Raw genomic sequence first — 18,584 nt, forward strand, 5'->3', positions numbered from 1 at the left:
AGGGCCAGAAGAACGTCAAGCTCTCTCAAGAGCCGAGGCGTTCCCGGCGCACCGAGTAGCCCACGAAGCCGGCGCCGAGGCCGAGGCAGAGGGCGCCGCCGACGACGTACGGCGTGCTGTCGAAGCTGCCGGTGTCGGCCAGTCGGGTCGTGCCCTCGCCGGTCGCCGCGGTGTCCGCGGACGTGTCCGCGGAGGCGGCTCTCGCCTGGGCCGTGACCTGCGGGGACGGGGCCGCGGCCGCGGACTCGAGCACCGCTGTGTCGGGTGTCGCGTTCGCCGACGGGACGAACCACAGGGCACACAGCAGGCCGCCCGCGGAGGCGGCGGTCAGCAAGGAACGGCGAGCGGATGACACGGAATATCGATCCCCTTGTGGCGCTGGCGAATTGGCCGTGTGGGCAGATGTTAGTGAAAGGCGCGGGTCACAGGAAAGTCACGGGAGCGGTCGGCCTTACGCTCCGGGCATGAGTACTCCTGAGACATCACGGTTTGTACGGATTCGCGTCGAGCTGGTTCTCGAGGTCGGCGACGAGGAGGCCGTCACCGGGGCCGCGCTGCAGGCCCTCGCCGACGACACCGAGCTCTCCGACGCGGAACGGACCGACTCCGAGCGCGCTGTGACGGAGGACACCGCCGAGGCCCTGGCGCATCTGGTGGACCCGTTCGACCTGGTCAGCGTGGTGCCCGGGGTCGAGCTGCGGCAGGCCTCCTGGAGCAGTGAGCAGATCGACTACGACCCCGACTCGCCCGAGTGGGACCTCGACGAGGATGATGGCGGCGAGAACGACCCTGAAGACGAGGAAATGACGGTCGGCTGACGCGGTGTGGGGAAATTCCCGGCCCCGGGCGGCAACCGCCGCCCGGGGTTTCCTCGTCTCACGGTGCGCACTGACCGACACCTCCCCGCAAACCACCTCCGGCCTCCGGCACCAAACGTGGCATGCCCCACACCCGTGAGCGATGTGGAACGGGACGAACCGGTCGTAGCGTTGAAAGTTATTGACGGGGTATCTCGGGGTTTCGGGAATCGGCAACGATGGAGAAGCGTGTGATGACGGACGGTAAGCGGCGCAAGGGTCTGATGGCCGCGTCCGCACTGCTCGGCGGTGTGCTGGTGCTCTCGGCATGTTCCAGTAGCGACGCCGACACCTCCGGGGGTGGGGACGGCAAGACCTCGCAGGCCGAGGTCGACGAGGCGGCGGCCAAGAAGACGTCCGAGGCCCAGATCAAGATCACACCCCAGGACGGCTCGAACAACGCCTCCATCAACAACTCCGCCGGTGTCACCGTGAGCAAGGGCACGCTCACCGAGGTGAAGATGACCGCCTCGGACGGCACCGAGGTCAAGGGCGAGATATCCGCCGACAAGACCAGCTGGAAGCCCGAAGGCCAGCTGGAGCGCGCCACCAAGTACCAGATCACGGCCACCGCGCAGGACTCCGAGGGCCGCGCCGCCCACGAGAACGCGTCGTTCACCACGGTCTCCCCGGAGAACAGCTTCATCGGCACCTTCACCCCGGACGACGGCCAGACCGTCGGCGTCGGAATGCCCGTGTCGATCAACTTCGACAAGCAGATCACCAACAAGGCCGCCGTCCAGAAGGGCATCACGGTCAACAGCAGCAGCGGCCAGGAGGTCGCCTGCCACTGGTTCAGCACCCAGCGCATGGACTGCCGCCCCCAGGACTACTGGCAGGCCGGCTCGACCGTCACCCTCAAGCTGGCGCTCGACGGGGTCGAGGGCGCCCAGGGCGTCTACGGCGTGCAGCAGAAGACGGTCACCTTCAAGATCGGTCGCAACCAGGTCTCCTACGTCGACGCGAACACCAAGCAGATGAAGGTCACGCAGGACGGCAAGACCATCAAGACCATCCCGATCTCCGCCGGTTCCCCGGAGAACAAGACCTACGAGGGCCAGATGGTGATCTCCGAGAAGTTCAAGGAGACCCGGATGAACGGCGCGACCGTCGGCTTCACCGACGACGACGGCAAGGGCGAGTACGACATCAAGGACGTGCCCCACGCCATGCGCCTGACCAGCTCCGGCACCTTCATCCACGGCTCCTACTGGGGCGGCGACGTCTTCGGCCACACCAACACCAGCCACGGCTGCGTGGGCCTTTCCGACGCCAAGGGCGCCAACGACCCGAACACGCCGGGCGCCTGGTTCTACAGCCACTCGATCATCGGTGACGTGGTCGTCGTCCAGAACACCGGCGACAAGACCGTCTCCCCGGACAACGGCCTCAACGGCTGGAACATGGACTGGGCCCAGTGGAAGGCGGGTTCGGCGGTCTGACGCCGACTCCCCGCAGACCGAGAACACTTCGCACGGGCGCCCGCCACTCCCCGCACGGGAGCGGCGGGCGCCCGCGCCGCTCCCGGCTTCTCATCCTCCTCTTACGCGGGCCTTAACCCTTCATCACGGGCCGTCCCTAGCTTGCGGCCATGTTCTTCACCTACCTGAGGCGCGAGCTGCGCCGCCGCAGAAAGGCGGCCCTCGTCGTCGCCTCCGGCCTGGCGCTGGGCATCGCGCTGGTCATCGTCGTCGACTCCGTCTCCGCCGGCATGGGCCGCGCCCAGGACAAGGTCCTTCAGTCCCTGTACGGGCTGGGCACGGACATGACGGTCACCAAGGCCGCGGAGGCATCCTCCGGCACCACCGCCGAATGGCCGCGCTTCCGCTTCGACGCGCAGGACGACGGCTCCGAGAAGGAGCAGAGCACCGACCGCGTCATGGTGCAGGGCTTCCAGACGCTGGCGAGTTCCACCGTCGGCAAGGTCGCCGGACAGAGCGGTGTCGCCGACGCGGTGGGCGGTCTGAGCCTCCAGGTCGTCAAGGTCAGCGGCGAGTTCTCGCGCGGCCAGTTCCAGCAGGACGCCTCCGGCGGCGGCGCGGGCCAGGGCCGGGGCGGCGGTCCGGGCGGCGGCCAGTCCCCGCAGGGCCGGGTCCAGGGCGGCGGCGCCGACTTCGACGTCAACAGCTACTCCGTCTACGGCACCGACGTCGCCGAGCCCGCCCTCGGCCCGCTGACCACGTCCACCATCACCGGCGGACGCACCTTCAAGGAGTCGGAGACCGACGCCAAGGTCGCCGTCGCCGACGCGGCGTACGCCAAGGAGAAGAAGCTCAAGACCGGCAGCACGGTCACCGTCAAGGACACGAAGTTCGAGATCGTCGGCATCGCCACGGCCGACAGCGGTGACGCGGCGGCCGACCTCTACGTGCCGCTGAAGCAGGCCCAGACGCTGGGCGACGCGAAGGACAAGGTCACCACGATCTACGTCAGGGCGACCGACTCGCAGCGGATCGACGGCGTCAAGTCCGCGGTCCAGAAGAACGTCCCGGGTACGACGGTCACCACCTCCGCCGACCTCGCCGACACCGTCTCCGGCTCCCTGTCCACCGCCTCCTCGCTCGCCACCAGCGTCGGCAAGTGGCTGTCGATCGTCGTCCTCGTGGCCGCCTTCCTGGTCGCCGGTCTGCTCACCTCCTCCGCCGTCTCCCGCCGGGTGCGCGAGTTCGGCACGCTCAAGGCGCTCGGCTGGCGCTCGGGCCGGGTGACCCGGCAGGTGATCGGCGAGGCCGTCGTCAACGGCCTGGTCGGCGGCGCCCTCGGCATCGCGCTGGGGCTCGCGGGCGCCTGGGTCGTCACCGCCGTCAGTCCGACGTTGCAGGCCCAACTGGGCGGCGGCACGGGCGGTGGCCGGGGTGCGGGCGGGCCCGGCGGCTTCGGCGGCATGGGCGGCCCTGGCCGGCAGACCGCCGCCAGGACCCTGGACATCGCGCTGACCGCCCCCGTCAGCCTCACCACCATCGTCCTCGCGGTCGCCCTCGCCGTGGCCGGCGGGCTCGTCGCCGGCGGCTTCGGCGGCTGGCGCGCCTCGCGGCTGCGCCCGGCGGACGCCCTGCGCCGCGTCGAGTAACCGCCGCCCCGCACCCCATCGTTCGCTTCCCCAGGAGTCGCACCATGTACGAACTCAGCGGCGTCACCAAGCGCTACACCCGCGGCAAGGCCACCGTGCACGCCCTCGACGGCGTCGACCTGACCATCGCCGACGGCGACCGGCTCGTCATCCAGGGCCCCACCGGCGGCGGCAAGTCCACCCTGCTCCAGATGCTCGGCGCCCTCGACCGCCCCAGCTCCGGCGAGATCGTCCTCGACGGCACCGACCTCGCCACCCTGCCCGAGGCCAGGCTGACCCGGGTGCGCAGCGAGAGCATCGGCTTCGTCTTCCAGTCCTTCAACCTGATCCCGACCCTGACCGCCCAGGAGAACGTCGAGACCGCCCTGGTCCCGCTCGGTGTCCGGGCGAAGGACCGGCGCGAGAAGGCCGCCGAGGCCCTGGCCTCCGTCGGGCTCGGCGAACGCCGCGGTCACCTCCCCGGCGAGATGTCCGGCGGCCAGCAGCAGCGCGTGGCCATCGCCCGCGCCCTGGTCAAGCAGCCGAAGGTGCTGCTCGCCGACGAGCCCACCGGAAACCTCGACGAGTCGACCCGCGACGAGATCATGGACGTGCTCGACCGCATGTGGAAGGAGCTGGGCCTCACCTTCGTGATGGTCACCCACGACTCGGCGATCGCGAAGAAGGCCCCCCGCGTGGCGACCATCCGCAAGGGCCGCATCACCGTGAAGGAGAACGCGTCGGCCTGACCCCCACGCCACCGGCGGCCGGGACCGGGCCGCCGGGGGTTCGGCGGCGGCTGCGCGCGCCGTGGGCGGCCAGGGAGCCACCCGGAAGGACCGCTGCCGCCCGGCGCCCGGCTGACGGCCGCGGCGGGGGACAACGGTGAGCTGCCCGCCGGGTTCGACACGACCGGATCACGATCGAGGCCGTCGCGGCCGGGCCGACCCCGAACGCGGCGACGCGGCGCCGGCCCGGCCGGGCTGCCGCGGGCCGGGCCCGCCCCGCGATCGACCGGCGACGGACCAGTCCTGACGGGGATACCGGCGCCGGCCGTCCGAACGCGGGCCCGTCAGGTCGGCACCGAAGCCGCCGCGTCCGTCCCCCAGCTCGCCAGGAGCCGCAGCGCGTCCGCCGACGGGGAGCCGGGGTCGGCGTGGTACGTGACGAAGGCCTGCTCGTCGTCGTCGACCAGGCGGAACGTCTCGAAGGACAGGGTCAGGTCACCGACCAGCGGGTGCCGCATCCGCTTGACGCCGTAGCTCTTCTCCTTGACGTCGTGCGTGGCCCACAGCCGCCGGAACTCCTCGCTCTTCACCGACAGTTCGCCCACCAGCGCGGACAGCCGCGGGTCGTCGGGGTGCCGGCCCGCGTCCATGCGCAGGAAGCTGACCATGTCGTAGGCCTTCTGCTCCCAGTCGACGAACAGCTCGCGGTAGTCCGGGTTCAGGAAGACCAGCCGCGCCCAGTTCCGCTCCGCCGCCGGGAGCTTGCCCCAGTCGCCGAAGAGGGCGGCGGCCATCCGGTTCCAGGCGAGGATCTCCGAGCGGCGGCCCGAGACGTACGCCGGCACCGCCTCGATCGACTCCAGCAGCTGGAGCAGCGCCACCCGCACCGGCTGCCTGCCCCGCGGGGCACCGGCCCGTCGGCGCTGCGCGGCGGTCGCCGGCGCCCGAAACTGCCGGTGCGCATTCCCGGGAAAGCGGGTCGCGCGTACCGTTCTGGCGAGAACCTCACCCTGGAAGACGCGCTGGTCGGCAAGGTGACGTGGGCGGAATTCCTGGCGGAGAGGGCGGCCGTGTGAGGCGTTTTGGCATTTCTGGCCGAAAGTCGGCGCAGGTGAAGAATATGCGCATGACAACTATTGCAAAGCCAATGAAAACCTTCTCCCCCTCCTCCGCAAAGGCCACAGAAATACCGTTTCTGCATCGGATTACGGCGCGATGCTGAATGCGGCACACAGCGTGCCCGCCGCATTCCGGCGGGCATGGCCCCGTCGCGTTCGCAAGGAGATGGCAGCGTGGTGCGAAGCAGGGCGAAGGCCGCGGCCGACGCCGCCGACCGGCTTCTGAGGGCAGGTCAGCTGCTGCGGAAGTCGCCGACCACCCTCGATCTGAGGGCCGTGTACCGCACGGACCAGAAAGTCAACGACCGTCCCTATCGAGAGCGGTGGGCGCATGACAAAGTCGTGCGCTCCACCCACGGCGTCAATTGCACGGGCTCCTGCTCGTGGAAGGTGTACGTCAAGGACGGGCTGATCACCTGGGAGACCCAGCAGACGGATTATCCGAGCGTCGGCCCCGACCGTCCCGAGTACGAGCCGCGCGGCTGCCCCCGCGGCGCCTCCTTTTCCTGGTACACGTACTCGCCGACCCGCGTACGCCACCCGATGGCCCGCGGTGTCCTCGTCGAGATGTACCGAGAGGCCAAGCGGCGGCACGGCGGCGACCCCGTGGCCGCCTGGGCCGAGCTGACCGGTGACCCCGACAAGCGCCGGCGCTACCAGTCGGCCCGCGGTCACGGGGGCTTCGTCCGGGTCGACTGGGACGAGGCACTGGAGATCGCCGCCGCCGCCCAGGTGCACACCATCGCCGAGTACGGGCCCGACCGGGTCGCCGGGTTCTCCCCGATCCCCGCCATGTCCATGGCCTCGCACGCGGTCGGCGCCCGCTACCACTCCCTCATCGGCGCCCCGATGATCTCCTTCTACGACTGGTACGCCGACCTGCCCATCGCCTCCCCGCAGGTCTTCGGCGACCAGACCGACGTCCCGGAGTCGGGGGACTGGTGGGACGCCGCCCACCTGATGCTGTGGGGCTCCAACGTCCCCGTCACCCGCACCCCGGACGCCCACTGGATGGCGGAGGCCCGCTACCGCGGCCAGAAGGTCGTCGTCGTCTCGCCGGACTACGCGGACGCCACCAAGTTCGCCGACGAGTGGCTGCACCCGCACCCCGGCACCGACGGGGCGCTCGCGATGGCCATGGGGCACGTGCTGCTCACCGAGTTCTTCGTGCGCCGCCAGGTGCCGTACTTCACCGACTACGTGAAGCGCTTCACCGACCTGCCCTTCCTGGTCGCCCTCGACGAGCACGCGGAGGGCCGCCGGACGCCCGGCAAGTTCGTCACCGCCGCCGACCTCGGGCTCGGCCGGCACGCCGACCCGGGGGCGCGGGCCTGGATGCCGGTGCTGATCGACGCCGACACCGACGACGTCGTCGTCCCGAACGGCACCCTCGGCGACCGGTGGGGCAAGGGCGGCGAGGGGCGCTGGAACCTCGACCTCGGCGGGGTCGACCCGCTCCTCACCCTGCACGGCCACACCGACGGCCGGCGGGACAACGGGGTCGAGGTGGTGCTGCCCCGCTTCGACGAACCGGGGGCCACCGTCGTGCGCGGCGTACCGGCCCGGGAGATCGGCGGCCGACTCGTCACCACCGTCTACGACCTCCTCCTCGCCCAGTACGCCGTGGCCCGGCCCGGACTCGACGGCCACTGGCCCACCGGCTACGACGACGCCGACGAGCCCTGCACCCCCGCCTGGCAGGAGCGCATCACCTCCGTCCCGGCCGACGCGGCGGTCCGCACCGCCCGGGAGTTCGCGCGCACCGCCGAGCAGACCCGCGGCCGCTGCATGATCGTCATGGGCGCCGGTACCAACCACTGGTTCCACTCCGACACCATCTACCGCTCCTTCCTCTCCCTGCTCATCCTCACCGGCTGCCAGGGCGTCAACGGCGGCGGCTGGGCGCACTACGTCGGCCAGGAGAAGGTCCGCCCGTACACCGGCTGGCAGCAGCTGTCCACGGCCGCCGACTGGGTGAGGCCCTCCCGGCAGATGGCGGGCACTCCGTACTGGTACCTGCACACCGGCCAGTGGCGGTACGAGTCCCACGCCGCCGACGCCCTCGCCCCGCCCACCGCGCCCGGCACCCTCGCCGGGCTCCACACCGCCGACCTGGTGGCCCAGTCGGCCCGGCTCGGCTGGATGCCGTCGTACCCGACCTTCGACGCCAACCCGCTCGACCTCGGCCGCCGCGCCCGGGAGAGCGGGCAGGAGCCGGGCGACTGGATCGCGGAGCAACTGGGCTCGGGGGCCGTCGACTTCGCCTGCGAGGACCCCGACGCGCCCCGCAACTGGCCGCGCGTGCTGACCGTGTGGCGGGCCAACCTGATCGGCTCCTCCGCCAAGGGCAACGAGTACTTCCTGCGCCACCTGCTCGGCGCCCGGGACGGCGCCACCGCCGACGAGGCGCCGCCCGAGCACCGGCCGCGCTCCGTGGCCTGGCGCGAGGACGCCCCCGAGGGCAAGCTCGACCTGCTGCTGAGCCTCGACTTCCGGATGACCTCCACGACGCTCTTCTCCGACCTCGTGCTGCCCGCCGCCACCTGGTACGAGAAGCACGACCTGTCCTCCACGGACATGCACCCCTTCGTGCACGCCTTCAGTCCCGCGATCAACCCGCCGTGGCAGGCCCGCACCGACTTCGAGATCTTCCACTCCCTCGCCCGCCGCTTCGGCGAACTCGCCGCCGGCCGCCTCGACACGGCCCACGACCTGGTCGCCACCGCCCTCCAGCACGACACCCCCGACGAGAGGGCCCAGCCCGGCGGCCGGGTCACCGACTGGCGGGACGGCCGCACCCCCATCGAGCCGGGCCGCAACGCCCCTCGGGTCTGCCTGGTGGAACGGGACTACACGGCCGTCGCCGACCGGCTCGCCGCCTTCGGGCCGCTGGCCGAGGAACACGGCATGACCGTCAAGGGCGTCACCGTCAACCCGCACGAGGAGGCCCGCTGGCTCGCCGCCCGCTGCGGCACCGCGCCCGCCGGGCCGTCCCGCGGACGCCCCCTGCTCGACACCGACGTCAAGTTCTGCGAGGCGATCCTCGCCCTGTCCGGCACCACCAACGGCCGCCTCGCCGCCGAGGGCTTCGACCGCCTCGCCGACCGCGTCGGCCCCGGCACCGGGCTCGCGGAGCTGGCCGCGTCGGTGGGGGAGCGGCGCGTGGTCTTCTCCGACACCCAGGAACGGCCCGTACAGGTCGGCGCGAGCTTCGAGTGGTCCGGCAAGGAGGCACCCGACCGGCGCTACTCGCCCTTCACCGTCAACACCGAGCACCACAAGCCCTGGCACACCCTCACCGGCCGCCAGCACTTCTACGTCGACCACGACTGGATGGCCGAGCTGGGCGAGCAACTCCCCGTCTACCGGCCCCCGCTCGACCTCGCCGAGCTGGGCGACGCCCCGACCCCGCCCGGCGACGGCCGCGCGGTGACCGTCCGCTACCTCACCCCGCACGCCAAGTGGTCCATCCACAGCGAGTACCAGGAGAACCTGCTGATGCAGACCCTGGCCCGCGGCGGCCCCGTCATCTGGATGAGCCCCGCCGACGCCGACGCGATCGGCGCCGCCGACAACGACTGGGTCGAGGCCGTCAACGCGCACGGCGTCGTGGTCGCCCGCGCGATCGTCTCCCACCGCGTCCCGGACGGCACGGTGCTGATGTACCACGTCCAGGAACGCCTGGTGAACGTCCCCAAGTCGGAGGCGAACGGCCGCCGCGGCGGCGTCCACAACTCCCTCACCAAGCTGCTCGTCAAGCCCACCCACCTCATCGGCGGCTACGGCCAGCTCTCCTTCGCCCCCAACTACTACGGCCCGACCGGCAACCAGCGCGACGCCGTCACCACGATCCGGCGCCGCTCCCAGGAGGTCACCTACTGATGCGCGTCATGGCACAGGTGGCGATGGTCATGAACCTCGACAAGTGCATCGGCTGCCACACCTGCTCGGTCACCTGCAAACAGACCTGGACCAACCGCACCGGCACCGAGTACGCCTGGTTCAACAACGTCGAGACCCGCCCGGGCCAGGGCTACCCCCGCGGCCACGAGGACCAGGAGAAGTGGAAGGGCGGCTGGCGCCTCAAGGGCGGGCGCCTGGTCCCGCGCAGCGGCGGCCGGGCCCGCCGCCTCGCCCGCCTCTTCGCCAACCCCGAACTCCCCACCCTCGACGACTACTACCAGCCCTGGACCTACGACTACGAGAACCTCACCACCGCCCCCCTCGGCGACGACGTCCCCACCGCCCCGCCCCGCTCGGCGATCGACGGCCACCCCACCGCCATCACCTGGGGGCCCAACTGGGACGACGACCTCGGCGGCGGCCCCGAGCAGCTCGCCGCCGACCCGCTGCTCGCCCGCATGAGCGAGCGGGTCCGCCTCGACTACGAGCGGGCGTTCATGTTCTACCTGCCCCGCATCTGCGAGCACTGCCTCAACCCCTCCTGCGTCGCCGTCTGCCCCTCCGGCGCCCTGTACAAGCGCGTCGAGGACGGCATCGTCCTGGTCGACCAGGACCGCTGCCGGGGCTGGCGGATGTGCGTCAGCGGCTGCCCGTACAAGAAGGTCTACTTCAACCACGCCATCGGCAAGGCCGAGAAGTGCACCTTCTGCTACCCGCGCATCGAGGCCGGCGACCCGACCGTCTGCTCCGAGACCTGCGTCGGCCGGCTGCGCTACCTCGGCGTCATGCTCTACGACCCCGACAAGGTCGGCGCCGCCGCCTCCGTCACCGACGAGAAGGACCTCTACGAGGCCCAGCTCGGCTGCTTCCTCGACCCCGAGGACCCCGAGGTGGCCCGCGCGGCCCAGGCGTCCGGCATCCCGCACGACTGGGTCGAGGCCGCGCGCCGCTCCCCGGTGGGCGCCCTCATCACCCGCTACCGCGTCGCGCTCCCGCTGCACCCGGAGTACCGCACCATGCCGATGGTCTGGTACGTCCCGCCCCTCTCCCCGGTCGTCGACGCCCTCACCGGCAGCGGCCACGACGGGGAGGACCCGGCCGCGCTGTTCGGCGCGATCGACACGCTGCGCATCCCCCTCGGCTACCTCGCCGAACTCTTCACCGCGGGCGACCCCGGACCCGTCGAGGCCGCCCTGTGCCGGCTGGCCGCGATGCGCTCCCACATGCGGCGCGTCAACCTCGGCGAGGAGCAGGACCCGCGGATCGCCGGGGCGGTCGGTCTCGACGAGCCCGGCATCCTGGAGCTGTACCGGCTGCTCGCCCTCGCCAAGTACGAGGAGCGGTACGTCATCCCGACCGCCTACACCGGATCCGTCCCCGACCCCGGCGGCACCGGGGCGGGCTGCAGCCTGGACGGCGTGGGCGGGCCCGGGATGATGCCCGAGGGCGGAGGCTTCGACCCGGACTCCTTCCACGCGCCCCCCGCCGCGGACGCCGCCGGCACCTCCACGTCCCTGCGCGGCCGGGTCAACCTCCTGAACTGGAACGGGAAGGGACGCCCCGACGGCCTCTTCCCGCGGGCCCGCGGCACCGTGCGGACGGAGCCCGAGCTGTGACCCGCAGCCGTGGCCACAGCCGTGGTCGTGCCACCACCAACGCCCCGGTCGTCTTCCAGGCCGCCGCCCTGCTCCTCGGCTACCCGGACCGGGACTGGCCCCGCCGCCCGCGCACCGTCCGCGAGACGGTCGCCGCGCTCCCCGGACCCGAGATCCCGCTCCTGCTCTCCTTCTGCGACCGGGCGGAGCGGGAGGACCCCCTCGCCGTCGCCGCCCGCTACGTCGCCACCTTCGACCGCAGCCGCCGCCGCTGCCTCTACCTCACCTACTACACCGACGGCGACACCCGCCGCCGTGGCGCCGCACTGGCCCGTATCAAGTCCGTGTACCGCGCCCACGGCTGGCTGCCGCCGGACGACGAACTGCCCGACTTCCTGCCGCTGATGCTGGAGTTCGCCGCCCGCACCCCCGAGGCGGGCACCGCGCTGCTCGCCGAGCACCGTGCGGCGATCGAGGTCCTGCGCTACGCCCTCGAAGCCCACCGCAGCCCCTACGCCGCCCTCCTCCAGGCCGTCTGCCGGTGCCTGCCGGGCCAGGCGCCGGCCAGCCGCGAGGAGGCCCTGCGCCTGACCCGTACCGGCCCGCCGGCCGAGGCGGTGGGCCTGGACGTCCCAGAACCCCTCCCCGCCCGGTCGCGGCCTCGGCCGCACGACGAAGGAGCCCGCCGGTGAAGCACCTGCACACCGCCCTGTGGGGTGTCCTGCCGTACCTGACGCTGGTGGTGCTGGTGGCGGGCACCGCCTGGCGCTACCACTACGACCGCTTCGGCTTCACCACCCGCTCCAGCCAGCTGCACGAGAGCCGGCTGCTGCGGGTGGCGGGCCCGCTCTTCCACTACGGCCTGCTCTTCGTGATCGCCGGTCACGTGGCCGGGCTCCTGGTCCCCGAGTCGCTGACCGACCGCCTCCACGTCGGCGAGCGCGTCTACCACGCCAACGCCCTGATCGCGGGCGGCACGGCGGGCCTGGCCACGCTCGCGGGCCTCGCCCTCCTGCTGTACCGCCGCGTGCGCACCCCCGCGATCAGAGCGGCGACCAGCCGCAGCGACCGAGTGGTCTACCCGGTGCTGGCCACGGTCGTCCTCGCCGGACTGACGGCCACCGCATCCGGCGCGACGGCCGGGTCCGCGTACGACTACCGGCTCGGGGTCTCCGTCTGGTTCCGCAGCCTGTTCGCCCTGGACCCGGACGTGACCGCCATGGCCGGGGCGCCGCTGGTGTACCGCCTGCACGCGCTGCTCGCCATGGCCCTGTTCGCCCTGTGGCCCTTCACCCGCCTGGTCCACGCCTTCACGGTGCCGCTGGGCTACCTGGTCCGGCCGTACGTCGTCTACCGGCACCGGGGGCGCGGCGAGGTGCGGGCGGGCCGGCCGGTCCGCTGACGCTCAGCGGCGCACCGTCCGCCGGCGGCGCAGCGCCGGGTCGAGCAGCGCGGGCGTGGTGTCGAACTTCTCGTGCGCGGCCAGATCGGTGCCGGGCGGGACGACGGCGTCGATCGCGTCCAGTACGTCGGCGGAGAGCACGGTGTCGGCGGCGGCCAGCTGGGAGCGCAGGTGGTCCAGGGTGCGCGGCCCGACGAGCGCGGCGGTGACGCCCGGATGCGCGGTGACGAAACCGAGCGCGAGCTGGATCAGGGTGAGCCCGGCCTCGTCGGCGACCGCGGCCAGCTTCTCGACGGCGTCGAGCCGGGCGCGGTTGGCGGGCAGCGCGGTGTCGAAGCGCTCGGGAAGGACCGCGGACCGGTGTGTGCCGACCTCCCGCCCCGCGCGCACCGCCCCCGACAGCCATCCCGAGGCCAGCGGGCTCCACACCAGCACGCCGAGCCCGTACCGCTCGGTCACGGGCAGCACGTGGCTCTCGATCCCGCGCTGGAGGAGGGAGTAGCTGGGCTGCTCGGTGGCGTACCGGCCGAGCCGGTGCTCGTGGGCGGCCCACTGGGCCTCGACGATGCGGTAGGCGGGGTAGGTGGAGGAGCCGAAGTACCGGATCTTCCCGGCGCGCCGCAGATCGGTGAGCGCGGACAGGGTCTCCTCGTCACTCGTGTTCGGGTCCCACCGGTGGATCTGGTAGAGATCCACGTGGTCGACGCCGAGCCGGCGCAGGCTGTTGTCCAGCTCCGTGACCAGCCAGCGGCGGGAGGCGCCCTGGTGGTTGGGCTCGTCGCTCATCGGCATGTACGCCTTCGTGGCCAGCACGATGTCGTCGCGGCGCCCGGCGATCGCCTTGCCGACCATCTCCTCCGACTCACCGTGGCCGTACATGTCGGCGGTGTCGATCAGGTTGATCCCCGCCTCCAGGGCGGCGTCGACGATGGCGGTGGCCTCGTCCTGGGTGGTGCGCCCGATGCTGCCGAAGTTCATGGCGCCGAGCGCGAGCGAGCTGACCTGCACACCGGTGCGGCCCAAGGTGCGGTACTGCATGACGGTTCCTTCACTGGGGGCGGCTTGCGTAGGGGTCGAGGCATGACTTGGTGGCGGGCTCGACGCTCTGGCATCATGGGAGAGGCCAAGCGGAACACCGTCCCGTTTACTTGCCCCACGATACGGAACGCTGTCCCGTTTATCAATCGCGGCGGGTGCCGGCGCGGCGGCGACCACGGCCGGAACGGCTTGGGGGACGGCACACTTGGGCGGCACCCTGGGGCCGGTCCAGGGGAACGGCACCAGAACGGCACCGGGAACGGCACCAGGAACGGCACCAGGAACGGCACCGGGAACGGCACCAGGAACGGCGAAGGGAACGGAAACGGTGAAGGACGGCGAAGCGGCGACGGGGCGGACGGCCTCCCGGCCCAAGCGCGCGGACGCCCGGCGCAACGAGAAGACCCTGCTCGACGCCGCGGCCGCGGTGTTCGTCAGGTCGGGCGTGGAGGCCCCCGTGCGCGACATCGCGGCCGAGGCCGGCGTCGGAACGGCCACGATCTACCGCCACTTCCCGACCCGGGCGGACCTCATCATCGGCGTCTACCGACACCAGGTGGAGGCCTGCGCCGAGGCCGGCCCCGCCCTGCTGGCGAGCAGCCCCACCCCGTACGCCGCCCTCGCGTCCTGGATCGACCGGTTCGTCGACTTCCTGGTCACCAAGCACGGCCTCGCCGCGGTCCTCCAGTCCGACGACACCGGCTTCGAGGCCCTCCACGCCTACTTCCTCGACCGCCTCGTCCCCGTGTGCACCGACCTCCTCGCCGCCGCGACCGCCTCCGGCGAGATCCACACCGACGTCCCGGCGATCGCCCTCATGCGCGGCGTCGGCAACCTCTGCATCGGCGCGGAGACCCCCGACCCGCGCTACGACCCCCGACAACTGGCGGGGGTGCTGGTCGCGGGGTTGCGGGCGGGGGGCTGACCCCGGCGGGCGTACCGGGTGGCGTTCGTCCGCTCAGCGCGTCCACAGCGACAGGTCGCTGCTCGTCGCCACGGCGATGGTGCGCCCGGAGGGCGAGAAGCCCGCCGCTCGGAACGTGGAGCAGTCGCAGTGGAAGAGGTGCCACCACCGCTCTCCGTGCGGACCGGCGTGGGGGAGCCCGCCGTCGCGGGACAGCAGGACGCGTTCGTTCGGCCAGGCCGGGGTGACGACATTCAGCTCCCACCTGTCCCGAGTGCCGCTGTGCAGTCCTCCGCCGAAGAGCCCCGCGATCCGCACCCGGTCGCCTTCGACGGGGCCGAGGCCCGGGCAGGACAGGTCGGCTGCTTGATCGGGTGTGCTGCCGTCGGGGTCGGGGTCCCGGTTCCTGGCGATCCTCTCCCCGGTGACGGTGTCGAAGAGCCCGTGGCCGTCGTGCGAGACGACCATGACCAGGTCACGGCCGCTGTCGGGATGCGACACGAAACCGATGCCGAGCAGCCCGCCGACCGGGACGACCCCGACGGACCGCCAGGGCGCGGGGGCGGGCACCACGGGCGCCGCCAGCAGCCGGTCGCGCATCGCCACCTGATACGCCGACAGCTTCGGCTCGTGCTTCGACCGCACGGCGGAAGCCGACTCCCTCTCCCTCGCCCGGAACATCACCGCTCCGGCACCGTCCGGACCGGTGGCCGGACAGCAGGTCCACGCGACGGCGGCGCATCCGGCGGTCGTACGGTGCCCAGCAGCTCCTCCGCGGCGGGGTACGGCTGCTCCCGGGGCAGCAGGTCCCGTGCCGAGCCGAGGTCGCCTGCGCGTACGAAGCCGTGGATCTCGTGCGCCAGAGGGGTGACGTCACGGATCCCGACCGTCCACTCGTCGGCATAACGTCGGGCGGCCTCGCCGGAGAGGCCGAGTTGGAGGGAGCGGTACGGCAGGGGCCGCAGCCGCAGGTCGCGTTCGGGGTCCCACTGGACGCGGGTGGGTGAGCGCTTCAACTCGCGCTGCCAGGTGGCCCGGTCGGGGTGCACGCCGGGCCGGTAGCTCGACAGGCACGCGTGGCGCAGGGCCCACTCGAAGCCCTCGCGGCTGATCTCGACCGCCAGGACGGTCTCCTGGCCCTCCTTGGCGGCCCATCCGCAGCGGTACATCATCCACAGGAACGACGGCTTGATCCACGTCATCCTGTCCCGCTTCCAGGCGGTGGGAAAGCGTCCCTCGCGCGCGGCGGGGAGGCCGATCTCCGGGGCGTACGCCTGGTAGACGGTGACGGTGGACGCCGTGTGGACCGCCCGGACCTCGTGCTGTGGCTGTCGCATGGCCCACAGCTTGGGCCGGGGGTTCCGCATCGGGCCACCGGTTTTCGGCATGGACGGCGGCGACAGCGGCACAGACGGCTACAGCGCTTCGAACGGCGGGATGATGCGGACGACGACGATCAGCGGCTCGCGCGGCGCCACCAGGAAGTAGAACCATCCGCCGGCTGCGTCCATCCGTCGTAGGCCGCCCGGACGAGGCCCGTTACCGAGGTCGCTGATGTCGACGCCCGTACTGGCCAGGTCGACGAGTTGACCGGTCAGACGTTCCACTTCCGCCACGACGTGGGCCGGGACGCCGCCGGCCACATGGTCGTGGTCGGGGTCGTACTCCCATCGCCACTCCCTGCTCACCGGCGGTTGAGTCCGACGGCGGCGTGTGCCCGATCGAGGATGCGGCCGATCTCCGAGGCGGCCTCTCGCACCTGGGCGGCGTCTCCCGCTGCGGCGCGCTCCTCCCAGTCGTGCAGATCTGCGGCCAGGTCCGGCTGGCGCTGGATGTAGACGTAGGCCGCCCACTGAGCGACGAACCGCTGCAGCGGCGCCAGGTCCGAACCCTGCCGGGACTGGTCCGCCGCCTGGTCCAACTCCCGCGTGAACGCGGGCAGCGCCGCTGGCGTGATCTGCCTGACGGCCTGACGCAGAGCGGCCACAGTCGCGGGGGGCTGGGGGATGAGCGGTTGCCCGGCGGTGGAGGTGGTCATCGGTACTCCCATGGGCGCGATTCTGATCCCACGCATCAGGCTATCCGGCGCAAGCGCCGCCGTACCGCTCGAACGGGTGAGGCAGCGCCGACGCGTCCGTCCAGGGCGGTAGCCGGGTCGGGCGATCGGGCGTGGAATGGTTGGGGGTGCCCCGTGCGTTGCAGGAGGTGGGTATGGGAGGCCGGTCGGATGGGCCGCGTGCCCGAGTGACCGAGCCGAGACACTTTATGGAGGGCCGCGATGGCTGCGCAGACACAGAGGGCCGTGCTGGCGGGCGGATGCTTCTGGGGGATGGAGGAGCTGGTCCGCCGGCTCCCGGGCGTGACCGCGACCCGGGTCGGGTACACCGGGGGTGACGTGCCGAACGCGACGTACCGCAACCACGGCACGCACGCGGAGGCCATCGAGATCCTCTTCGACCCCGAGGTGACCGACTACCGCGCGATCCTGGAGTTCTTCTTCCAGATCCACGACCCGAGCACCAAGAACCGCCAGGGCAACGACATCGGTGTCAGCTACCGCTCGGCGATCTACTACGTGGACGACGAGCAGAAGCGGATCGCCGAGGACACGATCGCGGACGTGGACGCCTCCGGACTGTGGCCCGGCAAGGTCGTCACCGAGGTGGAGCCGGTCGGCCCCTTCTGGGAGGCCGAGCCGGAGCACCAGGACTACCTCCAGCGCTACCCGGACGGGTACACCTGCCACTTCCCGCGTCCGGGATGGCGGCTGCCCGCCCGCACCGAGGGCTGAGGCCGGGCGAAGAGAAGCGGGAAGCGGTCCGGCCGGGTGATCGGCCGGACCGTCCGTATGAGCGCGCCCGGCGCTCAGCGCGGCAGCGTCGCAGGGCTGCCCCCGTTCGCCTCGTACCCCGCCACCGCGAGTGCGCGGTAGACCGCGAACTCCGCCGCCGGGTCGGCCGACAGGGTCCAGGGCAGCGCGCCGACGTGGCCGTCGATGACCATCAGCTGGTTCATCGCCTCGGCCCAGCGCTCGCCGCGGACCAGGAAGAAGACCAGAAGGTGGCGGACGTGCGCCTGCATCGGGTCGTCCGGGCGGGCCGAGTGGACCGCGTGCAGCGCGCCGTGGACGGCCTTGGTGACGACCTCGCTTTGGTAGAAGCCGCTGACCAGGTTCACCTCCGGCAGGTGCTCGAAGACCGCGAACAGCGGCATCGCCGCCAGCAGGGACCCCCGCGGCGCACGCGCGGCCGCCGCCTCCGCGAAGGAGTACGCCAGCTCCCGCGAGCCGTGCCACTTCTCGCACCAGTACTGGAGGGCCGCCAGGTGCGCGCCCATGTGGTTCGGAGCGCGGTCCAGGATCTTCAGCCAGAGCTGCTCGAACTCCTCGCGCGAGTAACCGAGGCCCCGGGCCACCGACAGCTCGACGATGTACGGGACCGGATCGCCGGGCGCGAGCAGGGCCGCCTCGCCGCAGGCCGCCTTCGCCTCCTCCATGATGATCCGGAAGTCGTCCGCGCCCGGCGTCGCCGTGCGCCACGCCTGCTGCACCAGGAACTCGGCGTGCACCGCCGCGCCGCCCGCGTCCTTGGGCGCCTCCGCCCGCCACACCCGCAGCCACTGCCCGCCCGGTGTCTCCCCGACGCCACCGGGCCGCTGCCGCAGCTCCAGCGACGCGGCGCCCGCGAAGGCCTGCACGCGCTGCCAGCGCCGCTCGCCCTGCGCCTCCGTGCCGGCGAGGAGCTGCTGAGCCCCCCGGTAGTCCTGGGTGCGCTGCACCAGGTCCAGGACGTCCAGCAGGTCCTCGTCAGGGCCCGGCATGCGGATGTCCAGCTCCTCCTCGCGGGCGAAGCCGTAGTTCGCCGGGTCGGCGGCGTCCGGGTGGCCGGGCTCGACCAGGCCGACCGCGCCGCGCCGGCGCCGCGAGAGTTGGAGCAGCACGAAGCCGAGCATGACCAGTGCTATCAGGACCCACAGAATCTCCATGTCTCA

At 72.1% G+C, this 18,584-nt stretch carries 17 protein-coding genes and 1 pseudogene; 10 read left to right on the forward strand and 8 right to left on the reverse strand.

Going from position 1 to position 18,584, the window contains the following annotated elements; translation table 11 throughout:
• Nucleotides 1-25 precede the first annotated feature (25 nt).
• Nucleotides 26-355, reverse strand: coding sequence for a hypothetical protein (locus IE94_RS40240; RefSeq protein ID WP_030145672.1), 330 nt, complete (start codon nt 353-355; stop codon nt 26-28).
• A 109-nt stretch (nt 356-464) separates the two neighbouring features.
• Here IE94_RS40240 and IE94_RS40245 point away from each other — a divergent pair, with 109 nt between their 5' ends.
• The 4 genes from IE94_RS40245 to IE94_RS0102480 all read left to right on the forward strand — a co-directional run bounded on the left by IE94_RS40245 (nt 465) and on the right by IE94_RS0102480 (nt 4,655).
• The gene (locus IE94_RS40245) at nt 465-818 is read left to right on the forward strand and encodes a hypothetical protein (RefSeq protein ID WP_030145673.1); all 354 of its coding nucleotides are present in this window, start codon (nt 465-467) and stop codon (nt 816-818) included.
• A gap of 233 nt (nt 819-1,051) precedes the next feature.
• Complete coding sequence (locus IE94_RS0102470; protein ID WP_030145674.1) at nt 1,052-2,299, forward strand: L,D-transpeptidase; 1,248 nt, start codon at nt 1,052-1,054, stop codon at nt 2,297-2,299.
• 149 nt (nt 2,300-2,448) lie between these two features.
• Entirely contained in the window at nt 2,449-3,927 is a 1,479-nt protein-coding gene (locus IE94_RS0102475; protein WP_030145675.1) for an ABC transporter permease, read from the forward strand.
• Nucleotides 3,928-3,971: 44 nt separating this feature from the next.
• Nucleotides 3,972-4,655 carry an ABC transporter ATP-binding protein gene (locus IE94_RS0102480; RefSeq protein WP_030145676.1) on the forward strand — a complete coding sequence of 228 codons (684 nt, stop codon included), beginning with the start codon at nt 3,972-3,974 and terminating at the stop codon, nt 4,653-4,655.
• A 323-nt stretch (nt 4,656-4,978) separates the two neighbouring features.
• Here IE94_RS0102480 and IE94_RS0102485 read toward each other — a convergent pair.
• Nucleotides 4,979-5,530: pseudogene (locus IE94_RS0102485) on the reverse strand (MmyB family transcriptional regulator); the annotation flags it as partial.
• Between the two features lie 363 nt (nt 5,531-5,893).
• Here IE94_RS0102485 and IE94_RS0102490 point away from each other — a divergent pair.
• The 4 genes from IE94_RS0102490 to narI are packed head-to-tail and all read left to right on the forward strand — an operon-like array spanning nt 5,894 to nt 12,652.
• Nucleotides 5,894-9,634: a nitrate reductase subunit alpha gene (locus IE94_RS0102490; protein ID WP_051777169.1), complete on the forward strand. Its 3,741-nt coding sequence runs from the start codon at nt 5,894-5,896 to the stop codon at nt 9,632-9,634.
• On the forward strand, nt 9,634-11,271 hold the full coding sequence (gene narH / locus IE94_RS0102495) for a nitrate reductase subunit beta (protein ID WP_030145679.1): 1,638 nt from the start codon (nt 9,634-9,636) through the stop codon (nt 11,269-11,271). The genes IE94_RS0102490 and narH overlap by 1 nt, the downstream gene beginning before the upstream one ends.
• Nucleotides 11,268-11,942, forward strand: coding sequence for a nitrate reductase molybdenum cofactor assembly chaperone (narJ, locus tag IE94_RS0102500; RefSeq protein ID WP_030145680.1), 675 nt, complete (start codon nt 11,268-11,270; stop codon nt 11,940-11,942). The genes narH and narJ overlap by 4 nt, the downstream gene beginning before the upstream one ends.
• Entirely contained in the window at nt 11,939-12,652 is a 714-nt protein-coding gene (narI, locus tag IE94_RS0102505; RefSeq protein ID WP_030145681.1) for a respiratory nitrate reductase subunit gamma, read from the forward strand. The genes narJ and narI overlap by 4 nt, the downstream gene beginning before the upstream one ends.
• Before the next feature lie 3 nt (nt 12,653-12,655).
• On the opposite strand, the gene IE94_RS0102510 is transcribed toward narI, so the two are convergent.
• A complete protein-coding gene (locus tag IE94_RS0102510; protein WP_030145682.1) occupies nt 12,656-13,690 on the reverse strand; it encodes an aldo/keto reductase in 1,035 nt (344 codons plus the stop codon).
• Between the two features lie 328 nt (nt 13,691-14,018).
• Between IE94_RS0102510 and IE94_RS0102515 the strand changes: the two genes are divergently transcribed.
• Nucleotides 14,019-14,615: a TetR/AcrR family transcriptional regulator gene (locus IE94_RS0102515; protein WP_030145683.1), complete on the forward strand. Its 597-nt coding sequence runs from the start codon at nt 14,019-14,021 to the stop codon at nt 14,613-14,615.
• A gap of 33 nt (nt 14,616-14,648) precedes the next feature.
• Here the strand turns inward: IE94_RS0102515 and IE94_RS0102520 are convergent, their stop codons facing one another.
• The 4 genes from IE94_RS0102520 to IE94_RS0102535 form a co-directional block, all read right to left on the reverse strand.
• Complete coding sequence (locus IE94_RS0102520; RefSeq protein WP_030145684.1) at nt 14,649-15,194, reverse strand: hypothetical protein; 546 nt, start codon at nt 15,192-15,194, stop codon at nt 14,649-14,651.
• 80 nt (nt 15,195-15,274) lie between these two features.
• The gene (locus tag IE94_RS0102525; protein ID WP_051777235.1) at nt 15,275-15,931 is read right to left on the reverse strand and encodes a DUF4291 domain-containing protein; all 657 of its coding nucleotides are present in this window, start codon (nt 15,929-15,931) and stop codon (nt 15,275-15,277) included.
• Nucleotides 15,932-16,009: 78 nt separating this feature from the next.
• On the reverse strand, nt 16,010-16,282 hold the full coding sequence (locus tag IE94_RS0102530; protein ID WP_030145686.1) for a hypothetical protein: 273 nt from the start codon (nt 16,280-16,282) through the stop codon (nt 16,010-16,012).
• Nucleotides 16,279-16,632, reverse strand: coding sequence for a DUF6247 family protein (locus IE94_RS0102535; RefSeq protein ID WP_030145687.1), 354 nt, complete (start codon nt 16,630-16,632; stop codon nt 16,279-16,281). The genes IE94_RS0102530 and IE94_RS0102535 overlap by 4 nt, the downstream gene beginning before the upstream one ends.
• A gap of 240 nt (nt 16,633-16,872) precedes the next feature.
• Between IE94_RS0102535 and msrA the strand changes: the two genes are divergently transcribed.
• Nucleotides 16,873-17,385: a peptide-methionine (S)-S-oxide reductase MsrA gene (gene msrA, locus IE94_RS0102540; RefSeq protein ID WP_030145688.1), complete on the forward strand. Its 513-nt coding sequence runs from the start codon at nt 16,873-16,875 to the stop codon at nt 17,383-17,385.
• A 74-nt stretch (nt 17,386-17,459) separates the two neighbouring features.
• Here msrA and IE94_RS0102545 read toward each other — a convergent pair whose 3' ends face one another.
• Nucleotides 17,460-18,578, reverse strand: a complete 1,119-nt coding sequence (locus IE94_RS0102545) for a hypothetical protein (protein WP_030145689.1) — start codon at nt 18,576-18,578, stop codon at nt 17,460-17,462.
• Between the last annotated feature and the right edge of the window lie 6 nt (nt 18,579-18,584).

It is taken from the genome of Streptomyces violaceorubidus (genome assembly GCF_000717995.1).
Lineage (GTDB): Bacteria > Actinomycetota > Actinomycetes > Streptomycetales > Streptomycetaceae > Streptomyces > Streptomyces violaceorubidus.

What these genes read in the sequence shown, in the direction of transcription:
- IE94_RS40245 (WP_030145673.1), top strand. Translation starts at nt 465, where the DNA reads ATGAGTACTCCTGAGACATCACGGTTTGTACGGATTCGCGTCGAGCTG.
- IE94_RS0102470 (WP_030145674.1), top strand. Translation starts at nt 1,052, where the DNA reads ATGACGGACGGTAAGCGGCGCAAGGGTCTGATGGCCGCGTCCGCACTG.
- IE94_RS0102475 (WP_030145675.1), top strand. Translation starts at nt 2,449, where the DNA reads ATGTTCTTCACCTACCTGAGGCGCGAGCTGCGCCGCCGCAGAAAGGCG.
- IE94_RS0102480 (WP_030145676.1), top strand. Translation starts at nt 3,972, where the DNA reads ATGTACGAACTCAGCGGCGTCACCAAGCGCTACACCCGCGGCAAGGCC.
- IE94_RS0102490 (WP_051777169.1), top strand. Translation starts at nt 5,894, where the DNA reads ATGGCCCCGTCGCGTTCGCAAGGAGATGGCAGCGTGGTGCGAAGCAGG.
- narH (WP_030145679.1), top strand. Translation starts at nt 9,634, where the DNA reads ATGCGCGTCATGGCACAGGTGGCGATGGTCATGAACCTCGACAAGTGC.
- IE94_RS0102510 (WP_030145682.1), bottom strand. Translation starts at nt 13,690, where the DNA reads ATGCAGTACCGCACCTTGGGCCGCACCGGTGTGCAGGTCAGCTCGCTC.
- IE94_RS0102520 (WP_030145684.1), bottom strand. Translation starts at nt 15,194, where the DNA reads ATGCGCGACCGGCTGCTGGCGGCGCCCGTGGTGCCCGCCCCCGCGCCC.
- IE94_RS0102525 (WP_051777235.1), bottom strand. Translation starts at nt 15,931, where the DNA reads ATGCGACAGCCACAGCACGAGGTCCGGGCGGTCCACACGGCGTCCACC.
- IE94_RS0102535 (WP_030145687.1), bottom strand. Translation starts at nt 16,632, where the DNA reads ATGACCACCTCCACCGCCGGGCAACCGCTCATCCCCCAGCCCCCCGCG.
- msrA (WP_030145688.1), top strand. Translation starts at nt 16,873, where the DNA reads ATGGCTGCGCAGACACAGAGGGCCGTGCTGGCGGGCGGATGCTTCTGG.
- IE94_RS0102545 (WP_030145689.1), bottom strand. Translation starts at nt 18,578, where the DNA reads ATGGAGATTCTGTGGGTCCTGATAGCACTGGTCATGCTCGGCTTCGTG.